Genomic DNA, 19,994 nt, shown 5'->3' with positions numbered 1-19,994 from the left:
TTTATTTGAACTGGGTCCGGTGAACGGAACCGTCGACTCCGCGGAACACGGCGTCGACCGTGCCGTCCTGCCCCGCGACCGCCCCGAGCGCACCGTCGAAGGCGGCGCTGGGGAACTCCTGCCGTTTGGTCCAGCCCTGCCAGGCACCGTCCGCGTACCGCTGCTGCCAGAGGGTGTAGTCGGCGGCCCGCGCGTACAGCACCACGGCATCTCCGACGGCGACGAGCGTGGGGCTGCCGCTCACGGTTCCGCCGAGCGAGTTCCACGCCGACCACTCCCCCGACGCGTCCCGCGACCGCGTCCACACGTCGTCCGCAGCGGTGCGTACGGCGACATGGACGCGTCCTGCGGTGTCGACGGCGGCGGACGGGCGCCCGTACACCAGTCGTCCACCCGGGCTGCCGAGCGACGACCAGCCGGAGGAGGGACCGCGCTGCACGATCTGCCCGTCGGAGCCGCGCGCCACCAGCGTCCAGTGCGTGGGATCGGTGAACGCCACGGACGGCGCATCGGTCAACTGCCCGCCCAGGCTCTGCCAGTCGCCCCAGCGCCCGTCGGCGAAGACCCGACGGTAGGCCCGGGAGTCGGCGCCGCGCACGAAGACGTCTATCCGGCCGTCGGCGGAGGCGTAGGCGGCCGGCTGGCCGAGGATCCTCCCCTTCGCCGGACCGCCGAGGTCCCTCGTGCGGGGGGTGCCACTGCCGTCGGCGGCGGCCGTGTGCTCGACGAGCGAGCCGTTCGGGCCGCGCAGGAAGGTGGTCAGTGTGTCGCCGCCGGATCGGACGACCGCCGGGCTCGCCGTGGTCTTCTCCCCCAGGTTCGTACCGGGCAGGGCGTCGTCGCCCGTGAGTTCGAGGAACGCGGTGCCGTGTGCGGGGACCTCGACGGTGTACGAACCGGTATGGGTGCCCCGGTCGGCGCGCGCCCGCAGGTCACGGATCTTCACCGATCCGCCGAGTGCCGCGTCGGCGAAGCGCACGGTGCGTTCGGCGGGCTGGTCGGATCGGTTGAGCAGGACCACCGCGCGCCGGCCGTGACCGGAGAGGACCTTGCTGTAGACATCGCCGACAGAGTCGGTGGCCACGCGGACGCCCTGGACTCCCAGCGGGTCCTGGTCGACGGCGATGATCTCCGGGTTGCGCAGCGTCTCGAGCATCGACGCGGACAGGGTGCGGGGGTCGGAGCCGAGGACGAGCGGGGAGGCCATCTCGGCCCACATCACGAACTGAGTGGTGGACTCCTCCTGCGTCAGCTCCGACGAGCCGTCGGACATGCGCCGCATGGGGATGAGGTAGTCGGGGTCGTTGTAGTGGCCAGGCCCCTGGGCTTCGGGATGCCATGCGTTGGCATCCATGTTGCGCAGGACATTGGGCCACTGCCCCGGACTCGGGGTGCCCCACGCGATGTCCGTGCCGGTGCGCCAGGAGTCGGCGATCGTCGGGGCGTAGACGTAGGCGTTGTGCGCGTCCTGCTCGGGCGTGTGCGGCAGGCCCCAGTCGTCGGTGAGCGGGTTGCACAGATTGAGCAGCATCCTGCGGCCGGACTTGGCGACCGCGTCGCTGAACTCCTTGAACGCGGGTCCCGGATCGAGCCTCGCGCCGATCCCGCACAGGAAGTCGACCTTGATCGCGTCGATCTTCCAGCCCGCGAACTGCCGCGCGTCCTCGTCGTAGTGCCCGCGGCTGCCGAGCCCGCAGCTCTTGCCGCCGTCGTAGGTTCCGGCGTCGGTGTAGATACCGGCCCGCAGACCTCGCTTGTGCAGGTAGGAGACCAGGGCCGGGATGCCGGAGGGGAAGCGGTCCGGGTTCGCGACCAACTGCCCCTGCGCGTCGCGGGGGTTGTCTGCCTGCCAGCCACCGTCGAGCCACACGATGTCGTAACCGCTGTCCCGCAGACCGCTGCTGACGAGCTTGTCGGCGACGGCGCGCACCTCCTTCTCGGTGGGTGCGCCCAGCCCGTAGTAGGTGTTCCAGCCCATGTAGGGCGTGGGTGCGAGACCGCTGTCGTAATACTGGGGTGCGCCTTGGTCCACGCCGGTGTCCGCCGTCGCGGCGGGCGCCATGGTGACGGCGAGAACCACCGTGATCGCGGCCGCGACAGTCGGGCGGGTGAACCGGAGGCCTCGAGAGCCGTGTTCCGGCGAGCGTGAGGTCACTTGCCTCTCCCGTTGGTTGGGAAGCAGGAGGACGTGACGCCGGCCGTCCGTGGACCGGGGCCTTCGGCGTCACGGCGAAGACTGTGGCCCGAGGCCGAAACGCTGTCAATATTTATTCCTAATTTAATAGAAACACGCTGCGTAACGAACCGGAAACCTTGACAGGCCTCTCACATCGATGCAGTGTTCGGCAACGTTGTCATAAGCCTTGGCAACGTTGTCAGTTGATTGGTGCCAGGTCGTCCCGTTCACTGAACATGCCTTCGGAGCCGTTGTTCATGTCGGATCAGTCTTCACTGCCCTCCCGCCGCGCCGTTCTGGTCACCGGCTCCACTCTGCTCGCGGGTTTCGGGCTGGGCATGAGCGGGCCCGTCGCCGTTGCCACGGCAGAAACCGGACAGCCGTATCAGGCTGCTCCCCGAGGAGAACTGGCCACGTACCGCCCGGTCTCGGTGTCCTCCACGGACTACGCTCCCACTCCGGGCGAGCTCGCCGTGGACGGGCTGGACACCGTCGGGGTACGGGGGTCGGGATGGCGTGCCGCCGCCGGCGATCCGCAGTGGATCTCGGTCGACCTCCAGGGACAGTGCGAGGTCGAGTCGCTTCGCCTCACCTTCGAGGCGACCGTGGACGACCCGGCGTATGTCGACGCACCCGGTGGCAATCCGCGCGACAACACCACCGGCCAGGAGATCCTGTCCAGTTGTGCGGTCGACTTCGTCATCGAGACCTCGCGCGACCACAAGGTCTGGACCGCCGTGTACCGCACCGACTCCGGGCAGGGCGGGGTCATGGAGATCGCGCTGCCCGAGCCCGTCACCGCACGCTGGGTGCGCATGACCGTCCACAAGCGCTCCAACGCCAACCCCCTCGGCCTCAACGGCCTTCAGGTCTACGGCACCAGCCGGAGCGCACGCCCTGCAGCCACCGGCTGGACCGACTGGGGCAGCCGGCACCGGACGCCCCCGGCCCTCGAGGTGGCCGCGGACGGTACCGTGCCGCTGGAATCCGGGTGGGACCTGACGCTGGACGACCGGGCCGGAGGAGACGGTGCCGCGCTGTCCAAGCCGTCGGTGGACACCAGCCGCTGGCTGCCTGCGACGGTGCCCGGCACCGTGCTGTCCTCGCTGGTGGACCAGGGCCGTCTGCCCGACCCGGTCGCGGGCCTCGACAACCTGCACATCCCGGAGGCCCTCTCCCGCCATGCCTGGTGGTACCGGCGCCAGTTCCGCCTGCCGAAGGGCATTCGGACGGGTGGCGGACGCCTGATCTGGCTCGAGTTCGACGGCATCAACCACGCGGCCGACGTCTGGCTCAACGGCAGCCAGGTCGGCACCCTCACCTTCCCCTTCGGCCGCGCCGCCTACGACGTGACCAAGCTGCTCACCGACGGCGACCAGGCCCTCGCCGTGAAGATCAGCCCCATGCCGTTCCCCGGCAGCCCCGGCGACAAGGGTCCGGCCGGTCTGGCGTTCGTGGACGCGGGCGCGAACATGATGAACCGCAACTCGCCGACCTACCTGGCCTCTTCGGGCTGGGACTGGATGCCGGCGGTACGCGACCGTGCCGCCGGCATCTGGAACCATGTCAGGCTCCGCTCCACCGGCCCCGTGGTCATCGGCGACCCCCGCGTGGACACCAGGCTGCCGGACCTGCCGGACACCCGCACGGCCGAGCTGTCCCTCGTGGTCCCGGTGCGGAACGCCGACCCGGACGACAGACGCGTCACCGTCACCGCCGCCTTCGGTGACGTACGGGTGACGCAGACGGTCACCGTGCCCGCGGGCGCAACGAGCGAGGTCGTCTTCACGCCCGCCACCCATCCCTCACTGCGCCTGCGGAACCCGGAGTTGTGGTGGCCCAACGGCTACGGCGACCCGCACCTGCACCAGCTGACCCTCACGGCCTCCGTCGGGGGTGAGGAGAGCGACCGGCGGACGACCCGCTTCGGGATACGCCAGTTCGGCTATGAGTACGACATACCGCTGACATTCCAGTCGGGCAGCGACGCGTATGCGCAGACCGTGAACTTCGCGCGGCGCAAGGCCCGTTACGTGCGGATCAGGTGCCAGACCCGAGCCACCGACTGGGGCTCGTCGATGTGGGGTCTGTCGGTCGTGGACAGTTCCGCACCGGACACCGACCTGGCCCTGCACAAGCAGGCCACCGCCTCCTCCGTCGACGACCCCGCGCATCAGCCCGCCAACGCCACGGACGGTGATCCGGGCACCCGCTGGTCCTCCGCGTTCGAGGACGACCAGTGGATCCAGGTCGACCTCGGCTCCTCGGTGTCGTTCGACCGGATCGTCATCACCTGGGAGCAGGCGTACGCCAGGACGTACACCGTCCAGGTCGCCGACGACGGCGCCGGCTGGACGGATGCGGCGTCGGTCGACAACACGGCGGTTCCCCTGCCGTTCCGGACGGCGGGCGCGGCGAGCCTGCAGAGCGTGGAGTTCGCCGCCACCACGGCTCGGTACCTGCGGGTGCTCTGCCGGACCCGCGCGACCAGTTGGGGCTCGTCGATCTGGAGTCTTTCGGTTCTCGACAGCGCCTCACCGGACACCGATCTGGCTCTGCACAAGCAGGCCACCGCCTCCTCGGTCGAGGACTCCGCGAACAACGGGCCGGACAACGCGGTGGACGGGAATCCCGGAACCCGCTGGTCGTCCGCGTACGAGGACGACCAGTGGCTCCAGGTCGACCTGGGGTCCTCGGTGAAGTTCGACCGCGTCGTGATCCTCTGGGAGCAGGCGTACGCGAAGACGTACACGATCCAGGTCTCCGACGACGGCTCCGAGTGGACCGACGTGAAGTCCGTCGACAACTCCCCCGTGCCACTGAAGATCAGCGTCAACGGCGTCCGGGTCTTCTGCCGCGGCGGCAACTGGGGATGGGACGAGCTGCTGCGGCGCATGCCCGCGGCACGCATGGACGCGGCCGTGCGCATGCACCGCGACATGAACTTCACGATGATCCGCAACTGGGTGGGCAGCAGCAACCGCGAGGAGTTCTACGCCAGTTGCGACGAGCACGGTCTGCTGGTGTGGAACGACTTCCCCAACGCGTGGGCCATGGACCCGCCGGACCACAAGGCCTTCCTCGACCTGGCGCAGGACACCGTGCGGCGCTACCGCATCCACCCCAGCATCGTGGTGTGGTGCGGCGCGAACGAGGGCAATCCTCCCGGCCCGGTCGACGACGGCATGCGGGCCGCGGTCCGGGCTCAGGCTCCCGATCTGCTGTACCAGAACAACTCGGCCGGCGGCGTCGTCTCGGGTGGTGGACCCTACGGCTGGGTCGATCCCGATCGCTATTACTCCGCGTCGACCTACGGCAGCGGGAGCTTCGGATTCCACACCGAGATCGGCATGCCTGCCGTGTCGACCGCGGAGACGATGCGCCGGCTCGTGGGCGGCGAACCCGAGTGGCCGATCGGCGGCGCCTGGTACTACCACGACTGGAGCACGCGCGGAAATCAGGCACCGCAGAACTACCGGGCCGCCATCGAGGCCCGTCTCGACACCGCCGAGGACCTGGAGGACTTCTGCCGCAAGGCGCAGTTCGTCAACTACGAGAACACCAGGGCCATGTTCGAGGCATGGAACGCCAACCTGTGGCATGACGCGAGCGGACTGATGCTGTGGATGTCCCACCCTGCCTGGTACAGCACGGTGTGGCAGACGTACGACTACGACTTCGACGTGAACGGCACGTACTACGGCGCCCGCAAGGCCGCAGAGCCCGTCCACGTACAGGCGGGCGGCGTGGACGGCCGCGTGATCGCGGTCAACCACACGCCGCGGCCGATCACCGGCGCCACGGTCTCCGCTCGGCGGTTCGACCTGTCGGGGCGCCAACTCGCCCCCGAGCAGCGCACCACCGTCGACATCGCACCCTCCGCGACCACCGAGGCCTTCACCGCCGGGTGGACGAATGACCTGCCGGACTTCCATCTGCTGCGGGTGCGCCTCACGGACGCACACGGCCGGCTGCTCAGCGAGAACACCTACTGGCGCTACCGCGACGCCCACCACATGCGGGCACTGAACCAGGCGGGCCGTACGAGGGTGTCCGCCGACATCACGGGCACGGATCGCTCGGGCCCCCGGCACGGGCTCACGGCGCGCGTGCGCAACCGGGGTGCGTCGGTCGCGGCCATGGTGCGCGTGTCGCTCCTCGACGCCGAGACCGGCCACCGCGTACTGCCGACGCTCTACAGCGACAACTACCTGTGGCTGCTTCCCGGCGAGTCCAGGACTCTCACCCTGTCCTGGCCCGCCGGAGTTCTCGCCTCCGGCCGACCGGAACTGCGCCTGGAGGGCTACAACGTGCCCCAGGCCTCCGCGCACGCGACCCTGTGACTGCTCCTCACATCTTGGGGGCGGCGTTCCTGACCGCCCCCAAGATGTGAGGAGCGCCGGAGCCCACGTCGCGGGAAGACCCGGCACGGCGATCCCTGGCTGAAGGCCGCCCTCGGTCAGGCCGCCGTGTCCGCGGCGCGGACCAAGGACACCTATCTCGCGGCCCGCTACCGGCGCATCGTCGCCCGTCGCGGCAAGAAGCGCGCCCTGGTCGCTCTGGAGCACTCGATCCTGACCGCTGTCTGGCACATGTTCACCCACGACGCCGAGTACGCCGACCTCGGCGGTCAGTACTTCATCGAACGCACCGGGCGGGCCAGGCAGACCCGACGCCTGGTAAGCCAGCTCAACCAACTCGGTTACCAAGTGACCCTCCAAGCAGAAGGAGCTGCCTGACCAGCGACTACGGACACGGGACGGGGGATTTTCGAATCAGGCGAGGCCGCCGTTGCTGTACAGCACCTGGCCGTTCACCCAGCGGGCCGGTCCGGCGAGGAAGGCCACGGCCTCGGCGATGTCCTCGGGGCGCCCGAGGCGCTCCAGCGGCACGGCCTTGGCGAAGTTGTCGATGGTCGCCTCGTCCTTGCCTTCGAGGAACAGCGGAGTTGCGGTGGGGCCGGGGGCCACCGCGTTGACGGTGATGTCCTTGCCGCGCAGCTCGCGAGCGAGGATCAGGGTGATCGCCTCGACGGCCGCCTTGCTCGCCACGTACGCGCCGTAGGCCGGCAGTCGGGTGCGGGTCACCGACGTGGAGAAGTTGATGATCGCCCCGCCGCCGCGCAGCCGTCGGGCCGCCTGCTGATCGACGACGAACGTGCCGCGGACGTTGGTGCGTTGGATCTCGTCCAGCTCGCTCAGGTCCAGGGTCGCGATCGGATTGAGCTGCATGATGCCGGCGGTGTTCACCAGTACGTCGATACCTCCGAAGGCGGTCTCGACGGCGTCGAATGCCGCGGCCATCGCGTTCTCGTCGGCGACGTCTCCGCCGACGGCGATGGCCTGGCCGCCGCCCACGGTGATCTCCTCGACGAGTCCGTCGGCCCTGTCCTTGTTGCCCGCGTAGTGCACACCGACGGCGAAGCCGTCCCTGACCAGCCGCTCCACGACGGCGCGGCCGATACCGCCGGAACCGCCGGTGACCAGGGCGACTCGGGGGGAAGAGGTGTCGCTCATGAGCTGTCTGCTCCTCATCGCTGTGCGGGACGCATGGGTGGCGGGCCGGGGAGAATCACCGATCCGCCGCTTGCGAGATCAACGATAACCAATCCTCGAATCAATGACAACAGACAAGATGAATCAGCGATACGTGCAGCCGGGAGAACCCCTCCTCCCCCTGCGTCGCGTCCGGCCGCCTCGCGTAGCGTTCATCACATGAACGACCAGTCCGAACTGCGCCTGCGCATGCTGCAGGCAGCCGAGAAACAGCTCGCCGCATCCCCGGAGCACGACATCTCCACCCGGGCCGTGTGCGAGGCGGTCGGAGTCGGCCAGCCCGTGCTCTACCGACTGTTCGGCGACAAGGCCGGGTTGCTCAGCGCACTCGTGGACCACGGCTTCGACCGCTACGTCCAGCGCAAGCAGGCACTCGAGGTCACCGACAACCCCCTCGACGACCTCCGCGCCGGATGGGACGACCACATCGCCTTCGCGTTGGAGAACCCGGCGATCTACAGGCTGATGTTCTCCCCCACGCTGGCGCGACAACCCGCCGCGCCGCGCACCGTCTTCGGGCTGCTCACCCGGACACTTGACCGCTGCGCTCGGGTGGGGGCCCTGCGCATCCCCACGGAGCTTGCCGCGCAGCAGATCCTGTCGGCCAACATCGGCGTCGCCCTGGCGCTGCTGGTGCGCCCCGACATCTACACCGACCCCGGCCTGTCGGCGGGAGTGCGCGACGCCACCTTCGCCGGCTGCGTCAGCACGCCGCCCGAGAAGCCGCGCAACGACTCAACGGCCCGAACGGCCATCCAGCTTGCCGCCCGGTTGCGGCGGAATCCTGCGCCGTCACTGGGTGACGAGGAGCAGCGGTTGCTCCTCAAGTGGCTCGACAACCTGGGTGAGCGGGCCAACGGTTAGTCGGCTTCCGATGGCGATTTCTGTCGCGGACATCGCGTGCCGAAGCACGAGGCCCGGCCCGGCCGGCCCGGCGGCCGTCCGGAGCCGACTCACTCGCCGGATCGCGCGCGGCGATCCGGTCTGCCGTTCGGCCGCCCCCGGGTGGCGTCCGTTCCCTCGGCGGCAGCTTGCTGGTGCCAGGGGCCGCCGAGAGGAACGAGCCGCGCATGGAGAGAACGGGGCCGGGTCGGCGGGCGTTGCAGACGCTGCGGGCCGCCGGGCTGGCCGGGGCGCACTGCTGTTCGCGGCGGCCATCGTCCTGATCCGGCTGGGGATTCATGCGGGCGCCGACGCGGTCACCGCCGAAGGGTTCACCGACTCCGCCCGGCGCAGCGCGGTGCGGACGGCGCTCGCGCTCGTGCCGTTCGCCGGTATCTTCTTCCTCTGGTTCGTCGGCATCGTACGGGCTCATGTCGGAGACGCCGAGGACAAGTTCCTCGCCACCGTCTTCCTCGGCAGCGGGCTGGTCTTCGTCGCCGCGATGTTCGGGGCGGCCGCCGCGGCCGGGGCCGTATTGGCCACCGCGAACCCGCCCGGCAACCCACCCGCGCTGCCCACCTGGGATTTCGGCCGCCACTTCGCGTACACGCTGATGGTCGACTACGCGATGCGGATGGCGGCGGTCTTCGCATGCTCCATGTCGGTGATCGGCCATCGCCTCCAGGTCCTGCCGCGGTGGCTCACCCTGCTGGGGTTCCTCACCGCCCTGACCCTGCTCTTCGTCTCCACACACGTCCCCTGGTCGGAACTGGTGCTCCCGGCATGGTCGCTGATCGTCAGCGTCTACATCCTCCTGGTGAGCGGCCGCTCCCGGCCCGGTACGGCGACGGCGTCATGAGCCGGGACTAACGCAGCGCGGGCACGGCGCCGCTCACTCCTTCGGCGCGCCCCGGCGAGCATGGCTCCCCACGGACTCCGATGCTGGCGTGGGGGGAGACGACCGCCGTCCGGAGGTGCCCGCCGCGTGGGTGGTGCCCCAGGGACCTGGCCACCGAAGGGGCGCAGCTTTGATGAGGCTTGTCGTCGATCTCAACAAGTGCCAGGGATACGCGCAGTGCGCATTTCTCGCGCCGGACGTCTTCGCCATGCACGGCGAGGAGTCGCTCGTCTACAACCCACGGGCCGAGGAGCAGTACCGGGCGAAGGTGGCGCGCGCCGTCGCGGCCTGCCCGGTGCAAGCGATCACCGCCGAAGGAGTGGACGCCGTGGGCGCCCCGCCCGCCGAGCCCGGGCGGGAGTCGTCCGATGGCCGCTGAGGATTTCCTCGACTGGCTCAGACGCGAGGGCCGGATCGTGATCGTGGGCGCGTCGCTGGCGGGCCTGAAGGCCGCCGAGACGCTGCGCGCCGAGGGTTTCGCCGGCTCCCTCACCATGATCGGGGACGAGCCGTACGAGCCGTACGACCGGCCTCCCCTGTCCAAGGCGGTCCTGCTCGGCCAGGCGGCTTCGCACCACACGGAACTGCCCAGGAGCCGGGAGATCGACGCGAAGTGGCGGCTGGGTGTCGCCGCGACCGGCCTCGACGTGTCGGCCAAGCGGGTGCGCCTGGCCGACGGGGACGAGGTGGAGTACGACCGGCTGCTGATCGCGACCGGCGTACGCGCCCGGCCCTGGCCGAAGGAGGCTGAGGCCCAACTGGACGGGGTCTTCGTGCTGCGGACCCGCGATGACGCGGTCGGTCTGCACCGGCGGCTCAAGGCCTCGCCCCGCCGGGTGTTCGTCATCGGCGCCGGCTTCACCGGTTCGGAGATCGCCTCCGCCTGCCGGGAGAAGGGCGTCGCGGTCACCGTGGCGGAACGTGCGGGCGCACCCCTGGTGGGCGCGCTCGGCGGGGTCATCGGTGCGGTCGCCGCGGAGCTGCACCGCGAGAACGGTGTGGATCTGCGCACCGGCGTCATGGTCACCGCCCTGGAGGGGGACTCCGTGGGCCGGGTGCGGGCCGCCCACCTGTCCGACGGCAGCGTCGTCGAGACGGACCTCGTGGTCGTCGCACTCGGCGCGACCCGCAACACCGAATGGCTGGCCGGCTCTGGGCTGGGCGCGGGCCCCAGGGGCATCGCCTGCGACGCGGGCTGCCGGGCCTTCGACTTCCGCGGCATCGTGACCGACGACATCTTCGTCGCCGGCGATGTCGCACGGTCCCCGCACCCGCTCTTCGGCTATCAGTTCCTGTCCCTCGAACACTGGGGCAACGCCGTCAGCCAGGCCGAAGTCGCCGCGCACAACATGATCAGCGCCAGTGCCGAGCGCCGACCGCACATGTGGGTGCCCGCCTTCTGGTCGTCTCAGTTCGGCGTGAACATCAAATCGGTCGGCGTCCCGCCCATGGGTGAACAGATCATGATCACGCAAGGGTCGCTCGCCGAGGGCCGGTTCGTCGGGGCGTACGGCTACCAGGACCGCGTCATCGCCGCCGTCAGCTTCGACAACACGCGGTGGCTGCAGTTCTACCAGCAACTGATCGAGACGGCCGCGCCCTTCCCGCTGGAGTTCGCGACGGTGGACCGCCGTCCCGAGGGCCGGCAGCCGGTCCCGGCCGACTTCCCCGACCCGTCCCTGCCGAGCCACGGCCCGACCGTGACCCTCAGCGGTTACTCGCCGAGCGACCGGCGTCTGGTCTTCACCCCCGGCCGCCACTGACAGCCCACCGGCCCGCCACCCGCCCCACGGATCTTTCACGCCCCAAGGACCCCTCATGACGCCAGCCTCGCTCCTGCGCCGGATCACCGATTACGGCAATCGCGCCAACCCCTATCCGCTGTACGAGGAGCTCCGTAAGACTCCGGTGCTGCACGAGGAGGACGGTCCCTACCTCGTCAGTTCCTACTGGGACATCCTCAACCTGCTGCACGATCCGCGGATCAGCTCCGACGCGCTCAACCTGGCCGCCACCGGAGGGGACGAACTGAGCGGGCCCGAGGAGACGGGGCTGCCGCCGAGCTTCATCCGGCTCGACCCTCCCGAGCACGACCGGCTGCGACGCATCGCCAACCGTCCCTTCGGTCCGCCGCACAGTCCCCGCCGGATCGACTCCATGCACGACGAACTGGCCCGCATCGTCTCCGGCCTGATCGACGGATTCGGGGACGCGAGGCAGATCGACGTGGTCGACCAGTTCGCGTACCCCTTCCCGGTGACCGTGATCTGTCGGCTGCTCGGCGTTCCACGCGAGGACGAGCCGCAATTCCGCTCCTGGGTCGACCCGATCGTCGCCGGCCTGGATCCGGACACGGGCGACGGCGCCGAGCGTCGGCGCGCCGCGCAGGAGGCACGGCTCCAACTCGGCATGTACCTGGCCGGGCTGGTGGAGCAGCGGAGCAAGGAACCCCGTGAGGACATGCTGTCCGAGCTGGTGACGAGCCGAGGGCCGGACGGCCCCATGACGACCATGGAAGTGCTCAGCACCGCGGTGCTGCTGCTGATCGCAGGCCATGAGACGACGGTCAACCTGATCACAAACGGCATGCTCACCCTGCTGCGGCACCCGGAGATCCTGCGAAAGCTGCGCGACAACCCCGGTCTTGCCGTCAACATCGTCGAAGAACTCCTGCGCTACGAGCCGCCGGTGCAGCTCGTCCCGCAGCGCACCTGTATCGCCGATATCCAGGTCCGCGGGGTCACCATTCCGAAGGGCTCGAGGATCTGGCTCGTTCTCGCCGCGGGTAACAGGGACCCGGAGCGCTTCGCGGACCCCGACCGGTTCGATCCCTACCGGGGCGACATCCAGCACCTCGGCTTCGGCAGTGGCATCCACACGTGTTTCGGCGCGCCGCTCGCCCGGCTGGAGACGCAGATCGCACTGTCCGAACTGGCCCGCCGGCTGGACAACCCGCGTCTGGTCGAGGACCCGCCGCCCTACCGGCAGAACGCTGTGCTGCGCGGCCCGCGCCATCTGAACATCGCTTTCGACGATCTGCGCCCCTAGGGTGTCTGCTTCCTGCTCATGCAAGGTGCCGCTCAAACGCCACGGCCGCCGCGCGGGTTCGGCGAGCGGGAAGCGATGACAGGCCGCTGGAGACTCGCCACGTGGTCGGGGACGAATGTTGAGGCGGGCCCGACGCTTGTCGTCGCTCTCCACGACGTACCACGGCACCTCCGAGATGCCGGTGTGCACCAGCATCTCGTCCTTGGCCCGCGAGTACGCCTCCCAGCGGGTGATCGACTCCAGGTCCATCGGCGAGAACTTCCAGCGCCGCATCGGATCCTCCAGGCGGCGCCGCCCTGTCCACCCCCTGGCCCTGTACGGCGGCCGACGCTCGTGCAGGGCCTGGCACGAACTGACCCTCCTGTACCGGCCGGTGGAGCAGGTGCGGAGCCAGACCATCGGCGACGCCGGAAGGCAGGCCGGGATCGGCGACCGGGACGCGCCGCAGGATCCTCGGGGTGATCCGTGTGTCGCTCGCTCTCGGTGGCCCTTTCTGAGTTGCAGTCACCGTCCCACCCGTACTCGGCGCCTGCCACCACACGGCTCCGTCCCGTCATCCCCATGTCCGCTGCGCCGAGGCCGGGGAGGCGGGCCGGGCGAAGCGCGAGGCAGCCTTCGAGAGCGGCGTCCGCCCGCGCCGAAGTGCCTGATCGCATGCACGGCAGAACCTTCCTCCCGATTCGGCCATCTCCATGAAGGGACCCTGACGTCTCCGGACCGTGCGCAGGAGACAGGAGCCGAAAGGAAGGCGCGTGCCCGTCATCAGTCAGCGGGTCCATTTGGTGCTGCTCACCGCCTGGACAGTCCTCTGGTTCGCCGTGGTCGAGCGGCACGGCGGGTTCTCCTGGCACTATCTGCGCGCCGGCGGACAGTTGATCTACGAGGGCCCCTCGGGCAATGGCGACGGCGGTCTGAACCTGTACGCCCATCACCCCGAACTGCAGATGGGGCCCGTCAGCTTCCTGGCGGCTGGTCTGTTCAACCCGTTTCCCGAGGCCGTCGGTCAGTTTCTGGCCGCCGCCCTGATGTCCGCGCTCGGCCTGGTGATCCTGGTCCTGGCCGGACGCAGCGCGGCCTGGCACTTCCTGGGCACGGGGACCAATCACCAGCGATTGCGTCAGCGTGTCCTGATCGCGGGCCTCGCCTTCATCCCGATGTGGATCGAGGTATCCGTACGCTTCGGGCATCTCGACGACGTCCTGGCGCTCTTCTTCACCGCCCTGGCCGTACGCTCCGTCACCCGCGGCAACGTGGCTGCGACCGGCATCTTCCTGGCCCTGGCCATGGACTCGAAACCGACCGCGCTCGCCTTCCTGCCTCTGCTCCTCGCGCTGCCGCGACACCAGTGGTTGCGCGCGGGCCTGTGGTGCGCGGGCCTGGTCGCGCTCGTCTGGCTGCCGTTCTTCGTCGACGCCCCGCAGTCGTTCGCCGCAGCTCGGTTCACCATCCCCAACCAGCCGGCGTCCGCTCTGCGCTGGCTCGGTGTCGGCGACCCACGGACCCCTCCGTGGGACCGCCCCGCACAGGCCGCGCTCGGCCTGGCTCTCGGCTGTGCCGCCGTCCGGCGCGGCCGCTGGCCCGCGGTCGTCCTGCTCGGCGCCAACGCCCGGATCGTCCTGGACCCCAGCGTGTACACCTACTACACGGCGTCCGTCCTGCTGGGCACCCTGCTGTGGGACGTGATCGGGCAGCGGCGGCTCGTCCCCTGGTGGAGCTGGATCGCGCTGATCACCCTGTACGGCAGTGTCTTCGTCGTTCCCGACGACTCGGCTCGCGGTCTGATCCGCCTGGGCTTCGTGGCCCTGTCGACCGTGTACGTGCTGTTCTGGCCGGTACGGGACCGGGGCGAACGGCGTCCCCGCTCGCGGGACCGCCCTCGTCGGCCGGTGATGCCCGCGGCACGGCGGGGTGAGACGAGGCGCCCGGCCGCCCCCAAGAGCCAGGCGATCGAAATGAGGCGGCCATGGCCTGACCGCCTCACCGGCGCAACCCGCCCCCTTGACGGCGAGCCGGCCGCGGATTGACAAGGAGTCGGCTACGGACCGCGCCCAAGCGCCTCGGCCCCCCGGGGACCGAGGCGCTTGGCATGCGCGGCCTCAGCCAGACGATCCGGGGTCACCGGGCTTGATGCGCCCACGCCAGGCACCGGATTCGCTTCCACGGTGTTCCATGTACTCCTTGAACCGCCGCATGTCTCCCTTGACGCGCCGGTCGATCACCCCCAGCATGTCCGCGGTCTTCTCCGCGGCTCCGCCGGGTTCGACGTCCATCACGAGCTCCACCCGCGTGTGCGTGTCGTCCAGGCGCTGGAAGCGGACACTGCCCTTCTGCCTCGTGTCACCACTGGTGGTACGCCAGGTGATCCGCTCGTCGGGGAGCTGGTCGACGATCTCCGTGTCGAACTCCCTGCGGACTCCGCCGATCTTGGTGGTCCAGTGGTTGTGGCGCTCGTCGAGCTGCCTGACCTCCTCGACGCCCTCCATGAAATTCGGGAATTGCTCGAACTGCGTCCACTGGTTGTAGGCGGTGCGGACGGGGACTCCGACTTCCACCGCTTCCTTGACGGTGCTCATCTGCGCCTCCTTCTGACTGATCGACCGCGGCTGGGCCGTCGGCCCGCCGCGTGGATCTCGGCACAGTGCGGCGAGTACCCAAGAAACACCCGTTTACGTGCGCTTGGGCATCAGGCCGCACAGAGGTACGGTCATGGCAGGCCACCGCCGGTTGTCGCGCCGGCGGACGCGAACGCCGCGTACGGCGTCTGTCACGCTCCGCGCCCTCGTCACTGTGGTGGACACCGACTCCCCCACAAGCGTCCATCTGGGACCGACGCCGGCCATCGCGCGCACCGTCGATCGCCGGCCGCGGCTGACCGCTCTCGTCGGTGCGTCGGCGATCGCGGCCCAGGGCGTCATCGTGGTCCTCCACGGCGGGTTGACCACCACGAACCACATTGTGCAGATCGTCACCCCTCACCGTGCTCTGGGTACTGATCGTGATCTACTGCCTTGAAGGTCGCCTTCCTGTACCTGGCCGCCGAGAACGAAGCGCAGGTCGGCGGCGAGCAGATCGGCGGCGACCTGTACGCGGCTACCCGCGCCATGAACGCGGTGCGCGTCCAGATCGGCGACGTACGCGGCTAGGGTCTTTCCGCCGTCGGCGAGGCCACGCTGCTGCTCGGTGCCTTCCGCGAGAGGGCCCACCGGCACGACACCGTGCCCGAGTTGGCCGAAGGTCGGGGCGATCGTCGCCCAAGTCAGCGATCGGCACCTGGAGAACAGCACGACGGTCGTCCTGCCGGCCGAGCACGGGCAGTCCCCGACCGACCCCGAGGCGCTGACCCGCTTCTTATGACGGCCCCCTGCTGGACGGCTTCAACGCCGCCTGTAAAGACGCCCACCCGGACGCCGCTGACCTCGCCGCACACACGGTGCGTTCAGGCCGCCTGCCCGAACGTCAGCCAGAGCATCGGAGATGGCGGTGAGCCAGCCTCGTACGGGGCCGAGGGTGATCAGACCGCTGCCCGCGCCCGCGAGTTCGCCCGCGGCGGGAAGCAGCCGGGCGTGCAGCGACTCCAGCACGGCACGGTCGCCGCGCCCGCTCCGGGTGGTCGCTGCGTGTCCAGATGGCGGGCACGTCGTAGGCACCGATCACCCGCGCGGTCAGCTCGGGGGCGCCGAACTCCTCCGCCGCGGTGACAGCCGCCAGGCGGTGTTCTTGGGCCGCCTGCAGGCCACCGCCTCCGGGCACCGCGAGGTTGCGGACCAGTCCGATCGCCGACTCCAGGCGTGCCCGGGCGCCCGCGGGGACCGTGCGGTCGTAGACCGCGGTCGCCCGTGTCCAGAGCCGGGCCCCCGCCGGGCACCGCGTCACACGGCGGTTGTCCGGGGTCAGCCGTCGAGGATCTCGGTGAACCGCTCGGCACTGATGTTGCCGCCGGAGACGATGACGCCGATCCTGCGCGGGAGGCGGTCGATCCGGTGGGCCAGAAGTCCGGCCAGCGCACTGGCGCCGCTGGGCTCGACGACGATCTTCATCCGTTCGAAGGCGAACCGCATCGCCTCACGGATCTGGTCGTCGCCGACCAGGGCGATGCCGTCCACCAGCCGTCGGTTGATCGAGAAGGTGAGCTCTCCCGGTATGTCCGCGGCCTGACCGTCGGCGATGGTCCGCGGCACCGGGACGGAGACGCGCCGACCGGCCTCAAGGGACCGTTTGGTGTCGTCGCCGGCTTCCGGTTCGACGCCGATGACCCGTATCGCGGACCGCAGCCCCTTGGCGGCCGTGGCGCTGCCCGCGATGAGACCGCCGCCCCCGACGGGCACGACCAGGGCGTCCAGATCCCCGACCTCCTCGATCAGTTCGAGGGCCGCGGTGCCCTGCCCGGCGATGACGTGCGGGTGCTCGTAGGGAGGTATGAGCGCCAGACCGCGGTCGGCGGCGAGTGCCTCCCCGATCGCGACCCGGTCGCCGGTGTAGCGGTCGTAGGTGACGATCTCCGCTCCGTAGCCGGCCGTCGCCTCCATCTTGGAGCGCGGTGTGTCCTCCGGCATGAGGATCACGGCCGTGGTGCCGAGTTCCCGGGCGGCCAGGGCGACGGCCTGCGCGTGGTTGCCGGAGGAGTACGCGGCGATCCCGTTCGCCACCTGCTCCGCGGACAGACGTGACGCGGCGTTGTACGCCCCGCGGAACTTGAACGCTCCGATCCGCTGGAAGTTCTCGCACTTGACGAAGACTTCCGCACCCGCCAGGTCGTCCAGTGTGCGCGAACGCAGCACGGGGGTGCGGTGTGCCACGCCCTTGATCCGCACGGCGGCGTCGCGGACGTCCTCCAGGGTGACGGGCGGGCTGTCGGTCATGTCTGTACTCCATCCTGGTCGGTGCCGACGGGCACGCTGCCGTCCGCACGGGGTGCGTCCGGCGCGGTCCTGGCCCTGGCGAGGTAGTTGTAGGCGGACGCCCGTGAGATCCCGAGCCGTTCGGCGACCTGCTGGGCCGCACCCCGTACGGCGAAGACCCCGCGGGCGTCGATGCTGCGGAACAGGTCGAGACGTTCGCCGCGGGTGAGTTCGGCCCATTGCTTGTTCTGCCGCAGTTGGTGGGCGTCGACGATCGCGTCCACCACGGAGTCGATGTCGTTGCCGAACGTGGTCATGGGGACCGCTTCGGCGCCGGCGACTCCGGCGAGCTCGCCGATCAGGGTGTACGCCTGGTTCACGGCGGTGATGTCGACGTTGACGCACAGCGCGCCGAAGACCGTGCCCGCCGAATCGCGCAGGATCATGGTCGACGACTTGACCAGCTTTCCGGACCGGGTGCGGGTGATGTAGTTCAGCTCGTCGGCCGCCTCGTCACCGCGGGCGAGGATGCCCATCCCGATCTCGCTCATCGACCCGCCGACCGTACGCGCCGTGACCGTGCCGGCGATGGCGACGACGGACCTCTCCGGGCGGCGGAAGTCATGGACGACCACTTCGCAGAAGGACCCCAGCGTCGCCACGATGCCGTCGATGACCGGTGTCAGAGCCGCGATGACGGCATCCTGCTCCTCAGCCGACACCGGACACCCCCGATGTCACCGGAACGCGGGTGAGAGCCCCGGTCTTGACACGCTCGGCCTCCGGCTCAGGGTCCGCCATCCATCCTCCCAAGGGAGTTGAAGGGTCTGTACTGAGAATCTAGACCATTGGACAAAAAATCCAAAGCACTACCGGCGACCGGGTTTCAGGCGGACGACTGCGGCGACACCAGGCGGGGCGGCAGATGCGGGCTCCAGTGGCCCGGCCCGCTTATGTCGCGGACACGGCGGCGTCGAGCACGCGTCGGACACCCTGCGCGGGACCTGCCGCCGACGGCACCGACGCACCTTGAAGGGAATCACCCTGATGAATCGCCGTCTGCACATCCCCCTTGCCGCCACCGCCACGCTCGGCGCGGGGCTGCTGATGACCGCGTGCGGGAGTGATCGCACCTCGGCCACGCAGTCCGAGGCGCCGCCCTCACCGCTCGCCACGGCGGCCGCCGGCGCGGGCGCCATGCCGGAATCCGGCCGCGAGACCTCGAGGAACTCGGGCGCACAGGAGGACCGCGGCGCCGGCGACAAGCGCGACGACGGGCGCGGTTGCAGGGCCGGCGACCTCTCCTGGAGCGCGGCGTCCAAGGAACGGGGCGGCGGCCACATCCTGATCACGGCGAAGGCCAAGCCCGGCATCACGTGCGTCCTGCCCGCCGCCCTGCCGACCGTGACCTTCGGCTCGGACGGGATCCGGGCCAAGCCCGCAGAGCGTTCCGTCGGTTCGGAGATCAGACTGCGCGCGGGAACAGCGGCCTACGCCGGACTGAATCCGAAGACCAGCGACGGCGATCAGGGGACGGAACTGGACAGCCTCGTCGTCTCAGTCGGCGACGACGACCCCGGCCCCGTTTCCCTGCGGGTCGGCACGATCACCGTCGACGGCCCGGTCGTCACCAACTGGCACACCTCCGCCGCGAATGCCGTTCCCCCGCCCTGACCTGCGCCGTCAGGCCAGGCTGCCGAGTACGGCCCTGGTCTGCTCGGCACGCCTCTCCGACGCCGACGTCGCCATGCCCCGACTGCTGCCGGCACCTGACAGGCCACAGTTGCCGATCTGCCCGGCAGGTCCGTTCGCCTGCTGTTCACCTGACCGACGGCAAAAGTACCTCCCTATGGCACCCATAACGCAGAAAAAGGCCGCATTGTCGGACATCGGAAGCTACATCGATGCACAGAAAGTTCGACCGACAATGGGCCAGATACTTGCAGCCGTGGCAATGAAGATCGGCGTCGCGCTCGCCGAGGCGATCATCATGCGTCTTGCCTGGGAGCTGTGGGCCGCCTGCTCACGATACCTCCGCACGGCCGTCACCCCGGCCACCGCCTGACGCACGACCGCCAATACCGGCCGCCCCCCTGACGCACATCCGTCATACCGTCCGCCCCCCGACGTGCGGACCCCGGCAGTACCGTCACTGCCAGGCATCCGCACGTGTGCCGCGTCAGGTTCTCCTCCCGGCCGGGCCGGGGGCCCCGCCGTTGTGTTCGGCCGACATTTCGGCGCCGCGCTCGCGTGCCCTGCTGCTGCGCACCAGATACGTCGCTCCCCCCACAGCCAGGGCAACCGGCCATTCCAGAGCCCCCGCTACCGCCATCGCCCCAAGGCCTCCGTAGAACACCAGATCCTTGGTCGCCGGCACGCCGGGCACTCGTGACGTCGCCGCTTTGGCCGTGCTCGTCACGTCGCCCCTGGTGATGTATGGAATCGTCAGCGAAGGGTGCACCGTGCGCGTATGGAGGTGCAGGCCCGCTCCCTCGTGTGCATGGGTCTCCGCGGGCTGCTTCCGTGACTCTTCCTGCTGTCGTGTGGTCCCCGCCGTCTTGGCCATCCCCCTGGCCTCCTCTCACGGAGTCGGTGTG

Annotated in this window: 17 protein-coding genes and 3 pseudogenes; 12 read left to right on the top strand and 8 right to left on the bottom strand. The window is 69.8% G+C overall.

Going from position 1 to position 19,994, the window contains the following annotated elements:
• Nucleotide 1: 1 nt before the first annotated feature.
• Complete coding sequence (locus ACZ3TS_RS15015; RefSeq protein ID WP_467617676.1) at nucleotides 2-2,155, bottom strand: DUF8189 domain-containing protein; 2,154 nt, start codon at nucleotides 2,153-2,155, stop codon at nucleotides 2-4.
• A 278-nt stretch (nucleotides 2,156-2,433) separates the two neighbouring features.
• Here ACZ3TS_RS15015 and ACZ3TS_RS15010 point away from each other — a divergent pair, with 278 nt between their 5' ends.
• Together ACZ3TS_RS15010 and ACZ3TS_RS15005 are read left to right on the top strand one after the other, a co-directional pair.
• The gene (locus ACZ3TS_RS15010) at nucleotides 2,434-6,519 is read left to right on the top strand and encodes a discoidin domain-containing protein (protein ID WP_467617673.1); all 4,086 of its coding nucleotides are present in this window, start codon (nucleotides 2,434-2,436) and stop codon (nucleotides 6,517-6,519) included.
• Nucleotides 6,520-6,591: 72 nt separating this feature from the next.
• A pseudogene (locus tag ACZ3TS_RS15005) lies at nucleotides 6,592-6,915 on the top strand (IS110 family transposase); the annotation flags it as partial.
• Nucleotides 6,916-6,951: 36 nt separating this feature from the next.
• Here the strand turns inward: ACZ3TS_RS15005 and ACZ3TS_RS15000 are convergent.
• A complete protein-coding gene (locus tag ACZ3TS_RS15000; protein ID WP_467617670.1) occupies nucleotides 6,952-7,692 on the bottom strand; it encodes an SDR family oxidoreductase in 741 nt (246 codons plus the stop codon).
• A gap of 198 nt (nucleotides 7,693-7,890) precedes the next feature.
• On the opposite strand from ACZ3TS_RS15000, the gene ACZ3TS_RS14995 reads away from it, so the two are divergent.
• From ACZ3TS_RS14995 to ACZ3TS_RS14975, 5 genes are all read left to right on the top strand, one after another.
• Entirely contained in the window at nucleotides 7,891-8,595 is a 705-nt protein-coding gene (locus tag ACZ3TS_RS14995; protein ID WP_467617667.1) for a TetR/AcrR family transcriptional regulator, read from the top strand.
• A gap of 10 nt (nucleotides 8,596-8,605) precedes the next feature.
• Nucleotides 8,606-9,472 (top strand): hypothetical protein, encoded by an 867-nt coding sequence (locus tag ACZ3TS_RS14990; protein ID WP_467617664.1) that lies wholly within the window; start codon nucleotides 8,606-8,608, stop codon nucleotides 9,470-9,472.
• 172 nt (nucleotides 9,473-9,644) lie between these two features.
• Nucleotides 9,645-9,890: a ferredoxin gene (locus ACZ3TS_RS14985; protein WP_467617661.1), complete on the top strand. Its 246-nt coding sequence runs from the start codon at nucleotides 9,645-9,647 to the stop codon at nucleotides 9,888-9,890.
• Nucleotides 9,880-11,274, top strand: a complete 1,395-nt coding sequence (locus ACZ3TS_RS14980) for an NAD(P)/FAD-dependent oxidoreductase (RefSeq protein ID WP_467617657.1) — start codon at nucleotides 9,880-9,882, stop codon at nucleotides 11,272-11,274. The genes ACZ3TS_RS14985 and ACZ3TS_RS14980 overlap by 11 nt, the downstream gene beginning before the upstream one ends.
• A 55-nt stretch (nucleotides 11,275-11,329) precedes the next feature.
• The gene (locus ACZ3TS_RS14975) at nucleotides 11,330-12,559 is read left to right on the top strand and encodes a cytochrome P450 (protein ID WP_467617654.1); all 1,230 of its coding nucleotides are present in this window, start codon (nucleotides 11,330-11,332) and stop codon (nucleotides 12,557-12,559) included.
• 114 nt (nucleotides 12,560-12,673) lie between these two features.
• Here ACZ3TS_RS14975 and ACZ3TS_RS14970 read toward each other — a convergent pair.
• Nucleotides 12,674-12,853, bottom strand: a pseudogene (locus ACZ3TS_RS14970) (polyphosphate kinase 2); the annotation flags it as partial.
• Nucleotides 12,854-13,311: 458 nt separating this feature from the next.
• Here ACZ3TS_RS14970 and ACZ3TS_RS14965 point away from each other — a divergent pair.
• The gene (locus ACZ3TS_RS14965) at nucleotides 13,312-14,583 is read left to right on the top strand and encodes a hypothetical protein (protein ID WP_467617651.1); all 1,272 of its coding nucleotides are present in this window, start codon (nucleotides 13,312-13,314) and stop codon (nucleotides 14,581-14,583) included.
• Between the two features lie 72 nt (nucleotides 14,584-14,655).
• On the opposite strand, the gene ACZ3TS_RS14960 is transcribed toward ACZ3TS_RS14965, so the two are convergent.
• The gene (locus ACZ3TS_RS14960; protein WP_467617648.1) at nucleotides 14,656-15,132 is read right to left on the bottom strand and encodes an SRPBCC family protein; all 477 of its coding nucleotides are present in this window, start codon (nucleotides 15,130-15,132) and stop codon (nucleotides 14,656-14,658) included.
• 217 nt (nucleotides 15,133-15,349) lie between these two features.
• Between ACZ3TS_RS14960 and ACZ3TS_RS14955 the strand changes: the two genes are divergently transcribed.
• From ACZ3TS_RS14955 to ACZ3TS_RS14945, 3 genes are read left to right on the top strand one after another with little or no spacing between them, the layout of a single operon-like run.
• The gene (locus tag ACZ3TS_RS14955; protein WP_467617645.1) at nucleotides 15,350-15,571 is read left to right on the top strand and encodes a hypothetical protein; all 222 of its coding nucleotides are present in this window, start codon (nucleotides 15,350-15,352) and stop codon (nucleotides 15,569-15,571) included.
• On the top strand, nucleotides 15,568-15,702 hold the full coding sequence (locus ACZ3TS_RS14950) for a hypothetical protein (protein WP_467617643.1): 135 nt from the start codon (nucleotides 15,568-15,570) through the stop codon (nucleotides 15,700-15,702). The genes ACZ3TS_RS14955 and ACZ3TS_RS14950 overlap by 4 nt, the downstream gene beginning before the upstream one ends.
• A 37-nt stretch (nucleotides 15,703-15,739) precedes the next feature.
• The gene (locus ACZ3TS_RS14945; protein ID WP_467617640.1) at nucleotides 15,740-15,913 is read left to right on the top strand and encodes a hypothetical protein; all 174 of its coding nucleotides are present in this window, start codon (nucleotides 15,740-15,742) and stop codon (nucleotides 15,911-15,913) included.
• A 234-nt stretch (nucleotides 15,914-16,147) separates the two neighbouring features.
• On the opposite strand, the pseudogene ACZ3TS_RS14940 reads toward ACZ3TS_RS14945, so the two are convergent.
• The 3 genes and pseudogenes from ACZ3TS_RS14940 to ACZ3TS_RS14930 form a co-directional block, all read right to left on the bottom strand.
• Nucleotides 16,148-16,411, bottom strand: a pseudogene (locus ACZ3TS_RS14940) (SARP family transcriptional regulator); the annotation flags it as partial.
• Between the two features lie 38 nt (nucleotides 16,412-16,449).
• Nucleotides 16,450-17,418, bottom strand: a complete 969-nt coding sequence (locus ACZ3TS_RS14935) for a pyridoxal-phosphate dependent enzyme (RefSeq protein ID WP_467617637.1) — start codon at nucleotides 17,416-17,418, stop codon at nucleotides 16,450-16,452.
• Entirely contained in the window at nucleotides 17,415-18,119 is a 705-nt protein-coding gene (locus ACZ3TS_RS14930; RefSeq protein WP_467617634.1) for a helix-turn-helix transcriptional regulator, read from the bottom strand. Before ACZ3TS_RS14930 ends, ACZ3TS_RS14935 begins: the two co-directional genes overlap by 4 nt.
• Nucleotides 18,120-18,444: 325 nt before the next feature.
• Between ACZ3TS_RS14930 and ACZ3TS_RS14925 the strand changes: the two genes are divergently transcribed.
• Nucleotides 18,445-19,071 carry a DUF4232 domain-containing protein gene (locus ACZ3TS_RS14925; RefSeq protein ID WP_467617631.1) on the top strand — a complete coding sequence of 209 codons (627 nt, stop codon included), beginning with the start codon at nucleotides 18,445-18,447 and terminating at the stop codon, nucleotides 19,069-19,071.
• Nucleotides 19,072-19,576: 505 nt separating this feature from the next.
• On the opposite strand, the gene ACZ3TS_RS14920 is transcribed toward ACZ3TS_RS14925, so the two are convergent.
• Nucleotides 19,577-19,963 (bottom strand): hypothetical protein, encoded by a 387-nt coding sequence (locus ACZ3TS_RS14920; RefSeq protein WP_467617628.1) that lies wholly within the window; start codon nucleotides 19,961-19,963, stop codon nucleotides 19,577-19,579.
• Nucleotides 19,964-19,994: the final 31 nt, after the last annotated feature.

The organism is Streptomyces sp. NPDC022910 (genome assembly GCF_055561075.1).
This window is presented reverse-complemented; position numbering and strand designations above follow the sequence as displayed.